At 68.9% G+C, this 12,402-nt stretch carries 13 protein-coding genes; 8 read left to right on the forward strand and 5 right to left on the reverse strand.

Annotated features, from left to right (window positions below):
* The first annotated feature begins 3 nt into the window (after positions 1-3).
* From C4F17_RS04775 to C4F17_RS04805, 7 genes are all read left to right on the forward strand, one after another.
* Positions 4-1,461: an MFS transporter gene (locus C4F17_RS04775; RefSeq protein ID WP_106934453.1), complete on the forward strand. Its 1,458-nt coding sequence runs from the start codon at positions 4-6 to the stop codon at positions 1,459-1,461.
* A 20-nt stretch (positions 1,462-1,481) separates the two neighbouring features.
* Positions 1,482-2,129, forward strand: coding sequence for a paraquat-inducible protein A (locus C4F17_RS04780; protein WP_106934454.1), 648 nt, complete (start codon positions 1,482-1,484; stop codon positions 2,127-2,129).
* A complete protein-coding gene (locus C4F17_RS04785; RefSeq protein ID WP_106934455.1) occupies positions 2,126-2,869 on the forward strand; it encodes a paraquat-inducible protein A in 744 nt (247 codons plus the stop codon). The genes C4F17_RS04780 and C4F17_RS04785 overlap by 4 nt, the downstream gene beginning before the upstream one ends.
* Complete coding sequence (locus C4F17_RS04790) at positions 2,866-4,518, forward strand: PqiB family protein (protein WP_081269488.1); 1,653 nt, start codon at positions 2,866-2,868, stop codon at positions 4,516-4,518. Before C4F17_RS04785 ends, C4F17_RS04790 begins: the two co-directional genes overlap by 4 nt.
* Positions 4,515-5,132: a PqiC family protein gene (locus tag C4F17_RS04795; RefSeq protein WP_106934456.1), complete on the forward strand. Its 618-nt coding sequence runs from the start codon at positions 4,515-4,517 to the stop codon at positions 5,130-5,132. The genes C4F17_RS04790 and C4F17_RS04795 overlap by 4 nt, the downstream gene beginning before the upstream one ends.
* Before the next feature lie 139 nt (positions 5,133-5,271).
* Entirely contained in the window at positions 5,272-6,852 is a 1,581-nt protein-coding gene (locus tag C4F17_RS04800; RefSeq protein WP_106934457.1) for an MFS transporter, read from the forward strand.
* A gap of 16 nt (positions 6,853-6,868) precedes the next feature.
* Positions 6,869-8,341 (forward strand): flavin-containing monooxygenase, encoded by a 1,473-nt coding sequence (locus tag C4F17_RS04805; RefSeq protein WP_106934458.1) that lies wholly within the window; start codon positions 6,869-6,871, stop codon positions 8,339-8,341.
* Here C4F17_RS04805 and C4F17_RS04810 read toward each other — a convergent pair.
* The gene (locus C4F17_RS04810; protein WP_106934459.1) at positions 8,338-8,865 is read right to left on the reverse strand and encodes an HD domain-containing protein; all 528 of its coding nucleotides are present in this window, start codon (positions 8,863-8,865) and stop codon (positions 8,338-8,340) included. The two genes, C4F17_RS04805 and C4F17_RS04810, sit on opposite strands and share 4 nt — an antisense overlap.
* A 126-nt stretch (positions 8,866-8,991) precedes the next feature.
* Here C4F17_RS04810 and C4F17_RS04815 point away from each other — a divergent pair, with 126 nt between their 5' ends.
* Positions 8,992-9,468 (forward strand): VOC family protein, encoded by a 477-nt coding sequence (locus tag C4F17_RS04815; RefSeq protein WP_106934460.1) that lies wholly within the window; start codon positions 8,992-8,994, stop codon positions 9,466-9,468.
* Positions 9,469-9,496: 28 nt separating this feature from the next.
* On the opposite strand, the gene C4F17_RS04820 is transcribed toward C4F17_RS04815, so the two are convergent.
* The 4 genes from C4F17_RS04820 to C4F17_RS04835 form a co-directional block, all read right to left on the reverse strand.
* Positions 9,497-10,870, reverse strand: a complete 1,374-nt coding sequence (locus C4F17_RS04820; protein WP_172839892.1) for an MATE family efflux transporter — start codon at positions 10,868-10,870, stop codon at positions 9,497-9,499.
* Positions 10,871-10,911: 41 nt separating this feature from the next.
* Positions 10,912-11,469 (reverse strand): DUF2239 family protein, encoded by a 558-nt coding sequence (locus C4F17_RS04825; RefSeq protein ID WP_106934462.1) that lies wholly within the window; start codon positions 11,467-11,469, stop codon positions 10,912-10,914.
* A 112-nt stretch (positions 11,470-11,581) separates the two neighbouring features.
* Positions 11,582-11,998, reverse strand: a complete 417-nt coding sequence (locus C4F17_RS04830; RefSeq protein WP_106934463.1) for a MarR family transcriptional regulator — start codon at positions 11,996-11,998, stop codon at positions 11,582-11,584.
* Positions 11,995-12,360: a GIY-YIG nuclease family protein gene (locus C4F17_RS04835; RefSeq protein ID WP_106934464.1), complete on the reverse strand. Its 366-nt coding sequence runs from the start codon at positions 12,358-12,360 to the stop codon at positions 11,995-11,997. The genes C4F17_RS04830 and C4F17_RS04835 overlap by 4 nt, the downstream gene beginning before the upstream one ends.
* Positions 12,361-12,402 lie beyond the last annotated feature (42 nt).

Here is a 12,402-nt window from a genome sequence, read left to right on the forward strand (position 1 = left end):
GCGATGAACACCGTGCGCGCAGGCACTGCGCTTCCGGCGAACGAAGGCACACCGGGCCCGGTGCCCATCGACGGGCTGGCCCCGCGCGAGCGCCGCTGGGCGATGCTGGTGATCGTGCTCGGGCTGATCGTGTCGGTGCTCGACGGCACCATCGTCAACCTGGCGCTGCCGGGCATTGCGCGCGAGCTTCAGGCCAGCCCGTCCCAGGCGATCTGGGTGGTCAACGCGTACCAGATCGCCACGCTGGTCATGCTGCTTCCGCTGGCGTCGCTGGGCGACCTGGTCGGCTACCGGCGGGTGTACCTCGTGGGGCTGGCGGTGTTCACGCTGTCGTCGCTGGCCGCCACCTTCGCCAATTCGCTCGCCACGCTGACCGCCGCGCGTGCATTCCAGGGGCTGGGCGCGGCCGGCATCATGAGCGTGAACGCGGCGCTGGTGCGGCTGACGTACCCCTCGTCGCAGCTGGGCAAGGGCATGGCGCTGAATTCGCTGGTGGTGGCCACCTCGTCGGTGGCCGGGCCCTCGGTGGCGGCGGCGATTCTTTCGGTGGCTTCGTGGCCGTGGCTCTTTGCCATCAATGTGCCGCTGGGCATCGTGACCTTCGCGCTGGGCATGCGGGCGCTGCCGTTCAACCGGGTGGCGCCGGCCGCCGGGCTGCGCTTTTCGCCGGTGGACGTGGCGCTCAACGTGCTGATGTTCTCGCTGGTGTTCCTGGGTGTCGACCGGCTGGGCGTGCGTGAGGGCGGGGTGCAGGGCGCCGGCGGCTCGCAGGCCTCGGCCTGGGGCATCCTGCTGGCCGGGCTTGCGGTGGGTTTCGTCTACCTGCGGCGGCAGCGCAGGCAGGCGGTGCCGCTTTTCCCCATCGACCTGCTGCGCATTCCGGTGTTCGCGCTGTCCATGGGCACTTCGGTGGCGGCGTTCTGCGCTCAGATGCTGGCGTACATCGCGCTGCCGTTCCTGCTGCTCGACGCCTACGGCCGCAGCCACATCGAGGCCGGCCTGCTCATCACCGCGTGGCCGCTGGGCATCGTGGTCATGGCGCCCATTGCGGGGCGGCTGATCGGGCGCTACCCCGACGGGCTGCTGGGCGGCATCGGCCTGGCTTTGCTGGCCGGCGGCCTGGCGCTGCTGGCGGCGCTGCCGGCACACCCGGGCAATGCCGACATCGCCTGGCGCATGGCGTTGTGCGGCCTGGGCTTCGGGCTGTTCCAGTCGCCCAACAACCACACCATCGTGACTTCGCCGCCGGCGCACCGCAGCGGTGCGGCCAGCGGCATGCTGGGCACGGCCCGGCTGACCGGGCAGACGCTGGGCGCCGTGGTGCTGGCGGCGGTCTTCAGCCTCTGGAGTCCGCACGGCGGGCACGGCCCGGTGGTCGCGCTGGTGCTGGCGGCGTGCTGCGCGGCGGTGGCGGCGGTCTTCAGCAGCTTGCGCCTCAAGACGACAAAACCGGGCGGCTGAATGAGTTAGGGTGCTGACCTATGAAGGAAGTACCTGACACGGTGGTCTGCCCCGGCTGCGACGCGATCTACAGCCGCGCGCCGCTGCAGCCGCGCGACGTGGCGCATTGCCCGCGCTGCGGCACCGAGCTGGCGCGGCACCCCGGCCAGCAGCAGCGCCGCATCCTTCCGCTGACGGTGGCCTGCCTGATCATGTTCGCCATCGCCAACCTGTTTCCCATCGTCGAGATCGAGCTGCAGGGCCTGCGCAGCCAGACCACGCTGGCCGGCGCGGTGGTGGCGCTGACCGCCGAGGGCATGTCGGTGGTGGCGCTGCTGGTGCTGGCCACGACCATTCTTTTTCCGTTCCTGCAGCTGTGCATCCTGGCCTACCTGCTGGTGCCGCTGAGCCGCGAGCGCCGGCCCGCAGGCTTCGCGCTGCTGGTGCGGGCGATGCAGTCGCTGCGGCCCTGGGGAATGATCGAAGTGTTCCTGCTGGGCGTGCTGGTGGCCATCGTCAAGCTGTCGAGCATGGCCACCGTGGTGCCGGGGCCGGCGCTCTGGGCCTTCATGGCGCTCACGGTCATGCTGACGGCGGTGCTCTCGTTCAACCCCGGCGCGTTCTGGGAAATGACCTTCCGGCCGAAGGCGCCCGATGCCGGCACGGACGAGGGCGGGGCCTCCGCATGAAGTTTTTTCCCTTTCGCAGGGCCGCCCGGGAAGAGCACGCCCATGACGGCCACGAGGACGATGACGCCCCGGTCGCCACCGCCGCGTCCCTCGGCCTGATGGCCTGCCGGCACTGCGGCGCGGTATGGAAGGACGCGCAAGAGGGCGAGGCCTGCGGCCGGTGCGGCACCCGTCTGCACACGCGCAAGCCGCAGAGCCTGAACCGCACCTGGGCCTTCCTGATCGCGGCCTGCATGATGTACATACCGGCCAACCTGCTGCCGGTGATGATCACGCGCACGCTGTTCGGCGCGCAGTACGACACCATCCTGAGCGGCGTGATCTATTTCTGGGTGTCGGGCGCCTACGGGCTCGCGGCCATCGTCTTCATCGCCAGCTTCCTGGTGCCGCTGTTCAAGCTCGCGGTCCTGCTGCTGCTCGTGGTGCTGGCGCAGCGGGGCAGCACCTGGCGCCAGCGCGAGCGGGCAAGGCTTTATCACATCATCGAGGTCATCGGCCGCTGGTCGATGCTCGACGTGTTCGTGGTGTCGCTGCTGACCGGGCTGGTGCAGATCCAGGGTTTCGCGGTCATCACCGCGGGCGTGGGCATCGCGGCCTTCGGGTCGGTGGTGGTGCTCACGATGCTGGCTTCGCTGAGCTTCGATCCGAAGCTCACCTGGGACAGCAAGGAAGAGCAGGCCCTCGCCGAGGGCCGGGACGTTCCGCAGGAACATGGCAAAAGGGACGAGAAACCAGCATGAGTGAACCAGAGCAACCGCAAGACGACAAACCGGCGCCACCCGCGCTCCCCAGGCCGCGCGTGGCGCGACGGCGCGAGTGGCTGCCATCGCTGATCTGGCTGATTCCCATCGTCGCGGCGCTGGTCGGCATCACGCTGGTGGCGCGCATCCTGATGGAGCGCGGCCCCGAGGTGGTGCTGACCTTCAAGACCGCCGAAGGCCTGGAGGCCGGCAAGACCGCCGTCAAGTACAAGGACGTGCAGATCGGCCTCGTCACGCGCCTGCGGCTGGCACGCGACCGCTCGCACGTGCGCGTGCTGGTGCAGTTCAACAAGGATGCCGAGAGCTTCACCGCATCGGACTCGCGCTTCTGGGTGGTGCGCCCCCGGCTGGACACCTCGGGCATCTCGGGGCTGAACACCTTGCTCTCGGGGGCCTACATCGGCGCCGACGCGGGCGTGTCGAAGGAAACCTCGGGCGAATTCACCGGGCTCGAAACCCCGCCCATCGTCACGCGCGACGACTCGGGCCAGCAGTTCCTGCTGCGCGCCAACGACATCGGCTCGCTGGACGTGGGCTCTCCGGTGTATTTCAGGCGCGTCAAGGTCGGGCAGGTGGCCGCCTACGAACTCGACGGCGACGGGCGCGGCGTGACCATTCGCGTGTTCATCAACGCGCCCTACGACAAGTTCGTCGGCATGAACACGCGCTTCTGGCAGGCCAGCGGCATCGACGCGCAGCTCAGCGCCAGCGGCTTCACGCTGCGCACGCAGTCGCTCGCAACCATCTTGCTGGGCGGCATCGCGTTCCAGGCACCGGACGACGCGATGGGTCCGTTGGCCAAGGCCAACGCATCGTTCACGCTGGCGCAGGACGAGGCCACGGCCATGAAGGAACCCGACGGCCCCTCGCAGACGCTGCTGATGTACTTCAACCAGTCGCTGCGCGGCCTGACGCCGGGCGCGCCGGTCGACTTCCGCGGCGTGGTGATCGGCGAGGTCAAGTCGATCGGCGTGGAGTTCGACCGCGCCGAGCGCGAGTTCCGCATGCCGGTGCTGGTGCAGGTCTACCCCGACCGGCTGCGCCGCAGGGAGAACCACGGCAACGCCGAAGCCACCGAGTCGCGCTCCACGCAGCAGGAGCGGTTGCGCTTCCTGGCGGAGAAGGGCCTGCGCGCCCAGCTGCGCAACGGCAACCTGCTGACCGGGCAGGTCTACGTGGCGCTCGACTTCTTCCCGAAGGCGCCGGCGGCCAGGATCGACGTGACGAAGAACCCGATCGAGCTGCCCACGGTGCCCAACAGCCTCGACGAGATCCAGTCGCAGGTGCAGGAAATCGCGACCAAGCTCAACAAGGTGCCCTACGAGCAGATCGCGGGCGACCTGCGCACCACGCTCGCCACGCTCAACAAGACGCTGACCGCCGCCGAGCAGACGGTGAACCGCATCAACAGCGACGTGACGCCTGAACTGGCCGCGGCCATGAAGGACGTGCGCAAGACCGTCAACACCGCGGAGCGCACGCTGGCCGACGACTCTCCGCTGCAGCAGGACATGCGCCAGACGCTGCGCGAACTGACGCGCGCGGCCGGCTCGGTGCGCGTGCTGACCGACTACCTGGAGCGCCACCCTGAATCGCTGCTGCGCGGCAAACCGGACGACAAGAAATGAAGCTGAAACTTGCATTCCTCGCACTGGCGGCCGTGCTCGCGGGCTGCGCCAGCAAGCCCGACAACTACTACACGCTCGCCAGCCCGGTGGCCGCGGCCGACGCGGCGCCCTCCACATTGGGCGGCGCGGCGCCGCTGTACATCGAGCTGGCGCCGGTGGCCGTGCCCGAACGCCTGGCCCGTCCGCAGATGGTGGTGCGCCAGCCCAACGGCAGCGTGCAGGTCGAGGTGCTGGAGCAGCACCGCTGGGCCTCGTCGTTCGAGAACGAACTGCGCGACGCACTGGCCAGCGGCATCGCCGGGCGGCTCGGTGCGCTCGACGTGACCAAGGGCGGCCGGCAGACGTCGCAGCCGGTGTGGCGCATCGCGGTGCAGCTGCAGCAGTTCGACGCGGTCGACGGCGGGCGTGTGGACGCCGGCTTCAGCTGGACGCTGCGGCGTTCCGACGAAGCGCGCACGCTGGTGTGCCAGCTGAACCTCGGCGAAGCCGTGGGCAGCGGCATGGACGCGGTGGCGCGCGGTGCGCAGCGCGTGACCGCCGCGGCGGCAGCGGCCATGGCGCGCAGCGTGGACGCCGCGCGCGCGAATCCGTCGGCCACCACCTGCGCGAGCTGACCCTGCCTTTCTCCCTCCCCCTCCGGGGGAGGGCAGGGGTGGGGGCATCACGGCGTCTGCAAGAACATGGCGTATCGTGCCGGGGCAGCCCCCATCCCGACCTTCCCCCGGAGGGGGAAGGAGCAAGAAAGGAGATCCCATGGCACAGATCGGCAAGGCGCCCTGCGACGACACGCTGATCCTGCACGGAGCCAGGCCGCAGGATGGCACCTGCCCCGAAGCCTCCAAGCCCTGGGTGCTGGCCGCCGCCATCGTCGGCTCCAGCATGGCCTTCATCGACGGCACCGTGGTCAACGTCGCGCTGCCGGCCATCCAGTCCGACCTGCATGCCACCGCGTTCCAGGCGCAGTGGGTGGTCGAGTCCTATGCCTTGCTGCTCGCCGCGCTGCTGCTGGTGGGCAGCGCGCTGGGTGACCTCTACGGGCGGCGCCGCATCTTCGCGATCGGCGTGGGCCTCTTCGCCTTGTCTTCGGTGGCGTGCGCGCTGGCGGGCAGCGTGCAGCAGCTCATTGCGGCGCGGGCGGTGCAGGGCATCGGCGGCGCGCTGCTGGTTCCGGGCAGCCTCGCGCTCATCAGCGCCGCCTTTCCCGAGAAGGAACGCGGCAAGGCCATCGGCACCTGGTCGGGCTTCAGCGGCATCACGGCGGCGGTGGGGCCGGTGCTCGGCGGTTTCCTGGTCGACCACTTCTCATGGACCTGGGCCTTCCTCATCAACCTGCCGATGGCGCTGCTGGTGCTGTGGATCGTGTGGCGCCACGTGCCGGAAAGCCGCGGCGCCTCGGCCGGCGGAGGGCTCGACATCTGGGGCGCGCTGCTCGCCACTGCCGGGCTGGGCGGCATCGTCTATGCCTTCATCGAGGCGCCGACGCAGGGCTGGCATGCACCGGCAGTGCTGGCTGCGCTGGCCGTCGGCGTGCTGGGCAGCGCGGGCTTCTTCTTCGCCGAGCGCAAGGTGCGCGCGCCCATGCTGCCGCTCGGGCTGCTGCGCATAGGCAATTTCAGCGGCGCCAACCTGCTGACGCTGCTGCTCTATGCGGCGCTGGGCGGCAGCCTGTATTTCTTTCCGCTCAACCTGATCCAGGTGCAGGGCTACTCGGCCACGGTGGCCGGCGCGGCGCTGCTGCCGTTCATCTTCATCATGTTCGCGCTCTCGGGCTGGGCGGGGCAACTCGTCGACCGGTTCGGGCCGCGCATTCCGCTGGTCGTCGGGCCATCGATCGCCGCCGTGGGCTTCGCGCTGTTCGCGCTGCCGGGCGTGGGCGCGAGCTACTGGAGCGGCTTCCTGCCGGCCGTGGTGGTGCTGGGGCTGGGCATGGCGGTGACGGTGGCACCGCTCACGACCACGGTCATGAACGCGGTCGGCCCCGACCTGGCGGGCGTGGCCTCGGGGGTGAACAACGCGGTGTCGCGGGCGGCGGCGGTGCTGGCGATCGCGGTGTTCGGCGCGGTCATGGCGGGCGTGTTCGATGTGGCGCTGGCGGATCGGCTGCGCGAGATGGGAGCGTCGGCGCAGGTGTCGGCGTTCCTCGAAGGCGAGCGCAGCAAGCTGGCCGGCGCGGCGCTGCCGCCGGGTGTCGATGCGGCCACGGCGGCGGCGCTCAAGCGGGCCGTGGCCGAGTCTTTCGTGGCCGGGTTCCGGTGGGTGATGCTGCTGGGTGCGGGGCTGGCGGTGTTGAGCGCGGCCAGTGCCTGGGTGATGATCCGGCGCACGGAACCTTGAGCAAGGAGACAGTCCGGTGCAGGAAGAACAACACGTCGACGTATTGATCGTCGGCGCCGGCCTCTCGGGCATCGGCGCCGGCTATCACCTGCAGGCCAACTGCCCGGGGCGCAGCTACGCGATCCTCGAAGGGCGCGAGCGCAGCGGCGGCACCTGGGACCTGTTCCGCTACCCGGGCATCCGCTCGGACTCCGACATGTACACGCTCGGCTATTCGTTCCGGCCGTGGACGCAGGCCAAGTCCATTGCCGATGGCCCGTCGATCCTGAAGTACGTGCGCGAGACGGCGCAGGCACATGGCATCGACCGGAAAATCCGCTTCGAACATCGCGTGGTGCGCGCCTCCTGGTCGACGCCTGAAGCACGGTGGCAAGTCGACGTCGAGCGCGGCCCCGGGCGCGAGCGGCTTCGCATGAGCTGCAACTTCCTCTTCATGTGCAGCGGCTACTACAACTACACGGCCGGCTACACGCCGGAGTTCGCGGGCGCCGCCGACTACACCGGCCGCATCGTCCATCCGCAGCACTGGCCCGACGGCCTGGAGTACGCCGGCAAGCGCGTGGTCGTGATCGGCAGTGGCGCCACCGCCATGACGCTGGTGCCCGCGCTGGCGAAGACTGCCGCGCACGTCACGCTGCTGCAGCGCTCGCCGACCTACGTGGTGTCTCGCCCGGCCGAAGATCCGCTGGCCAACCGGTTGCGGCGCCTCTTGCCGGCACGCATGGCGTATGGCATCACGCGATGGAAGAACGTGCTGCTGAGCATGCTGTTCTTTCGTCTTGCAAAGCGCAAGCCGCAGAGCATCAAGCGGATGATCCTGGGCGGCGTTCGCCAGGCGCTGGGGCCGGACTACGACATCGCCACGCACTTCACGCCGCGCTACAACCCGTGGGACCAGCGGCTGTGCCTCGTGCCGGATGGCGACCTGTTCGCGGCGCTGAAGGCGGGCCGGGCGTCGATGGTGACGGACCACATCGACCGCTTCACGCCGGGCGGCATACGGCTGGAATCGGGCAGGGAGCTCGAGGCCGACCTGATCGTCACCGCCACAGGGCTCGACCTGCAGGTGCTCGGCGGCGTCGCGCTCGATGTCGACGGCGTTCCTGTCGATCCGGCCGCGACCTTCAACTACAAGGGAATGATGTACAGCGACGTGCCCAACCTCGCGTCGTCGTTCGGCTACACGAATGCCTCGTGGACCCTGAAGTGCGACCTGACCTGCGAATACGTCTGCCGGCTGCTCAACCACATGGAGAGACACGGTTGGCGGCAATGCACGCCGCGCAATACAGACCCCGCGCTGGTGGCCGAGCCGTGGCTCGATTTTTCTTCGGGGTATGTGCAGCGCTCGATCGGCAAATTCCCGAAGCAGGGTTCGCGCGCGCCGTGGCGGCTGTACCAGAACTACGCGCGCGATCTGATGAGCCTGCGCTTCGGGTCGGTGGTGGATGGGGTGATGGAGTTTTCGAACCCGCGCAGGGGCGTCTAGGCCGCGGGCATGTGCGCGGGCGAGAGCAGTGTGTCGAGCTCCGCCCACAGCGGATCGCATTGCCCCGCCCTGAACGCTGCCGCCTTGAAGGTGGGATGTTCGCCGTGATACGTCTCCCACAGCGTCCGGTGCCCGTCCGCCACGCAGGCCCGCACATTGGCGAGCCGGTCGGCCGCCTTCACCACCAGCGCCAGTTCTTCGTCGCCGGTCACTTTGGCCAGCGCCGCATAGGTCCTGGCCTTGCGCTCCTTGCGATTGGCGCCGGGCGCGTCGGTCAACAGCGCCACGCATCGGGCGACGAGGTCGCCGAAGCGCGATTGCACGTCGGCCACGGTGGCTTCGGTGTCTTCCACCACGTCATGCAGGAAGCCGACGACGCGTGCCTGCTCGCCGTACGGCAAGAGCAGGGCGGCGACGGCGTCGAGGTGGTGCACGTACGGGTGCACGCCGTATTTCTGGTCGCCGTGCATCTCGACGGCATAGGCTCGGGCGGCTTCGGGTGTCGACGGGTTGGTCGTGGTCATGGGCGTCCTTTGGTTTTCCATTCTGCCTTCGCGCGCGGGCCGGCAGGCGTTGGCCGGGTTGACAGGGCGCACGCACCGCGTCGATATTGAACTCTCCGGTTCATCGTTGAAGCAAAGGAGACCCGCATGCAAAAGATCGTTCCCTGCCTATGGTTCGACCGCAACGGCGAAGACGCGCTGAAGTTCTACACCGGCATATTTCCAAACTCGCGCGTGACCGACAAACTGCTCTGGGGCGACACCAACCCCGCCCTGAAGGGGCAACTGCTCACCGCGACCTTCGAACTCGAAGGCCAGGAGTTCATGGTGATCAACGGCGGGCCGCAATACAAGTTCACCCCGGCCATCTCGATGTACCTGCGGTGCAAGACCCAGGCCGAGGTCGACAACTACTGGAACAGGCTGCTCGAAGGCGGCGGCGAGCCGGTGCAGTGCGGCTGGCTCACCGACCGCTACGGCGTGTCCTGGCAGATCGTGCCCGACGGCCTGGTCCAGATGTTCCAGGACAAGGATGCGGCCAAGGCCGCGCGTGCGATGCAGGCGATGATGAAGATGGTCAAGCTCGACATCGCCGAGGTGCGCAAGGCCTACGACGGGGCGTGATCCGCCGCCGCCGTGGCCCTGCCGGCGGCTACACCAGCCGGTGGATCGCCTTCTTGCGCCAGACCAGCTGGTAGTACGCGGTCTGCAGCAGCAGCATCGCGCCGAAGGTCACGGGGTAGGCGATCCAGATGCCGTCCAGCCCGATGCGGTGGCTCATGGCATACGCCACCGGCACCTCCACGCCCAGGATGCAGACGATGGAGATCAGCGTCGGCACCAGCACCGAGCCGCTGGCGCGCATGATCCCCGACAGCGCCGAAGCCATGCCGAAGATCACCAGGCTCCACAGCATGATGTGCAGCAGCGTCTGCGCGATCTCGAGCACCGGCTCGCTCGTGATGAAGAACGCCATTAAATGGCGCGAGAACAGGTAGCCCAGCACCACCAGGCTGCCGGTCAGCACGACGTTCATCAGCAGCGCAGTCTTGGCGATGTCGCCGAGCCGGTTGGCGCGGCCGGCGCCGATCGCCTGCGCGCCGAGGATCGACGCGGTGATGGCGATCGAGATGGCCGGGAACTGCACGTACGCCACCACCTGGTTCACCGCGCCGTAGGCGGCCGTGGCGCTGGAGCCGTAGCTGTTGACCATCGACAGCAGCACCACTTCGGCCAGCGCGACCACGATCATCTGCACGCCCGTGGGCACGCCGATCTTGAGCACCGCCTTCAGCAGCTGCGGCTGGATGCGCAGGTGGCGCAGGAACTCCGCGTCGGGCGCCAGCGGGCTCTTGCGCTGGCGCAGCCGGAAGCCGAGCCAGGTGGTCGCCACCGCGAACGAGAGCACCGAGGCCCAGGCGCCGCTCGCCACGCCCAGCTGCGGCAGGCCGCCCCAGCCGCGGATGAGCGCGGGCGTGACCACAAGCCCGATCAGCGTCGAGATCATCAGCGTGAGCAGCGGCGTGACGGTGTCGCCCACCCCGCGCAGCATGGCGGTGGCCAGCAGGAACACGAACACGCCCGGCATCGCGATCAGCATGATGCGGGCGTAGCGCGTGGAGTCGGCCAGCACGTCGGGCGGCGTGCCGAGCGAAGCCAGCATCGGCGTGGTGAAGGCGCCGCCGAACACGGCGATGACGAGACCCGCCAGCACGCCCACGGTGAGCGTGGTGCCGGCCACGGCCTTGGCCTTGGCGGCGTCGCGCGCGCCCCAGGCCTGGCCGATCAGCACCGAGGCGCCGGCGCCCAGGCCGATGATGAAGGCGATGAAGAAGAACATCACCGGGAAGAAGCTCGACACGGCCGCCAGCGCGCTCACGCCGAGCATCTGCCCGACGTAGATGTTGTTGAGCGTGCCCGAAAGCGATTGCAGGATGTTGCTGAGCAACATCGGCGCGAGGAAGAAAAGAAAGACCTTCCACAAAGGCCGCGCGGCGCCGGCGGGCGCGACCGGCACGCCCTTCATGCCGCTGGGGCCCGTGGTGCCGGGGGCTTCAGTGGGTGCTCTCATTCATGGCTCCAGCCGGGCGCGGACAGTTCCTGCAAGTAGGCGCGCAGGTCGGCGGGCCAGGGTTCGATCAGGTGGCCGAAGCGTTGCTCCTCGCCGGCGAACAGGGCGCGCGTGGCTTCCTCGAAGCCGGGCAGGTTGCCTGCGATGGCGGTCATGACGCGGTAGGTGGTTTCGCGCGTGGCGCGCACGACGTCCCGGTCGGCGTGCACGCGGCGCGCTTCGTCGACCAGCTTGCGCAGCGCGACCGAGGCGCCGCCGGGCTGGCGGCCGAGCCAGTCCCAGTGGCGCGGCAGCAGCGTGACTTCGCGCGCGACCACGCCGAGCTTGGGGCGGCCGACGCCGCGCGGCGCTTCGTCGCGGTGTTCGGCTTCGGGGTCAGGCAGCTCGCGCAGGTCAAGGTCGAGCTGCGCACCGGTCTGGTCGTCGAACACGAGATAGGGTCCGGGGTCGTCGCGGCGACGAAGCTGGTCGAGCACTTCGGCTCGGGTGCCGCGTGCGATGCGCCGGAAATCGAAGAACACCGTGAGGATGGTGGGAGGGGTGTCTGGTGACATGCGGATGTTGTGTTTCCTGATTCCTGTCGAAAGAGGAGGCCGGGAGAAACGAGTTGCGTAATCTACCCGCTGCGGCGCCCACGTGTGCGCCGCGCTGTCCCTCCGGCATCTCTCATATCGCCCGCAGCACGGCGTGGGCGTCGGACAACTGCCGCTGATCGACGGCGCGGAGCGCCTGCCTGCAGTGCGCTTCGACTGTGACGACCGCATCGCGCACCAGCTGCCGACCGCCGGAGCGAAGTGCGGCATGGCGGCGCTGGTCGGTGCCGGCACCGGTCACGCGTTCGGCCAGGCCCGTTTTTTCGAGCAGCAGCATCTTGCGGATCAGCGCCGACATCGGCAGCCCGAGCGTGCGCGCCAGGTCTGCCATCGGCATGCGGCCTTGCTCCGCGCGCAACAACAGATAGAGGAGGGTGAAGTCGGCGAAATTCAAGCCGTGGAAAGCACCGAGGTCGTCGTCCAGCTTCAGCGCCAGACGGGCGTGGGCATGGCCGAGGTCCAGGCAGAAGGAGAGGGCGTCGGTGCTCATGGCTTGTTGTAGCCCTTCTCGCCGAAGCACTGAAGTTCCTCCTGCCAGAGCGCCAGCAGCTTTTCGAGCTCGGCCTTGCGATCGAAGGTGGGGTCGTCCTCGCGCTCCTTGACCCGGTCCATCACCTCGAAGCTGAAATGCGCCGCGCCCTGCGCGGCCCAATCCTGCCCCAGGGGCTTGCAGCGGTGGGAGCCCAAGCCGAGTTCGAAGCGCGCACGGTTCATGGCGCCCTCGACGTCGAGGCTGCCGGCCACGTAGACACGGCCGTTCACCGTGTTGCGCACGACGAAGACGCCTGCCGGGCGCACGGATTCCTTGTATTGGCGGCTCAGCGCACGCCTGCTTTCGGATGACAGGTTCATGTGCCAAATATTACCCGGATTAAATTAAGTCGGCAATACACC

Origin of the sequence: Variovorax sp. PMC12, assembly GCF_003019815.1 — a bacterium.
In the GTDB taxonomy this organism is placed as follows: domain Bacteria; phylum Pseudomonadota; class Gammaproteobacteria; order Burkholderiales; family Burkholderiaceae_C; genus Variovorax.

Excerpts from the sequence above, each read along its gene's own strand:
- C4F17_RS04775 (WP_106934453.1), top strand. The coding sequence starts at position 4 with ATGAACACCGTGCGCGCAGGCACTGCGCTTCCGGCGAACGAAGGCACA.
- C4F17_RS04780 (WP_106934454.1), top strand. The coding sequence starts at position 1,482 with ATGAAGGAAGTACCTGACACGGTGGTCTGCCCCGGCTGCGACGCGATC.
- C4F17_RS04785 (WP_106934455.1), top strand. The coding sequence starts at position 2,126 with ATGAAGTTTTTTCCCTTTCGCAGGGCCGCCCGGGAAGAGCACGCCCAT.
- C4F17_RS04790 (WP_081269488.1), top strand. The coding sequence starts at position 2,866 with ATGAGTGAACCAGAGCAACCGCAAGACGACAAACCGGCGCCACCCGCG.
- C4F17_RS04795 (WP_106934456.1), top strand. The coding sequence starts at position 4,515 with ATGAAGCTGAAACTTGCATTCCTCGCACTGGCGGCCGTGCTCGCGGGC.
- C4F17_RS04800 (WP_106934457.1), top strand. The coding sequence starts at position 5,272 with ATGGCACAGATCGGCAAGGCGCCCTGCGACGACACGCTGATCCTGCAC.
- C4F17_RS04810 (WP_106934459.1), bottom strand. The coding sequence starts at position 8,865 with ATGACCACGACCAACCCGTCGACACCCGAAGCCGCCCGAGCCTATGCC.
- C4F17_RS04815 (WP_106934460.1), top strand. The coding sequence starts at position 8,992 with ATGCAAAAGATCGTTCCCTGCCTATGGTTCGACCGCAACGGCGAAGAC.
- C4F17_RS04820 (WP_172839892.1), bottom strand. The coding sequence starts at position 10,870 with ATGAAGGGCGTGCCGGTCGCGCCCGCCGGCGCCGCGCGGCCTTTGTGG.
- C4F17_RS04825 (WP_106934462.1), bottom strand. The coding sequence starts at position 11,469 with ATGTCACCAGACACCCCTCCCACCATCCTCACGGTGTTCTTCGATTTC.
- C4F17_RS04830 (WP_106934463.1), bottom strand. The coding sequence starts at position 11,998 with ATGAGCACCGACGCCCTCTCCTTCTGCCTGGACCTCGGCCATGCCCAC.
- C4F17_RS04835 (WP_106934464.1), bottom strand. The coding sequence starts at position 12,360 with ATGAACCTGTCATCCGAAAGCAGGCGTGCGCTGAGCCGCCAATACAAG.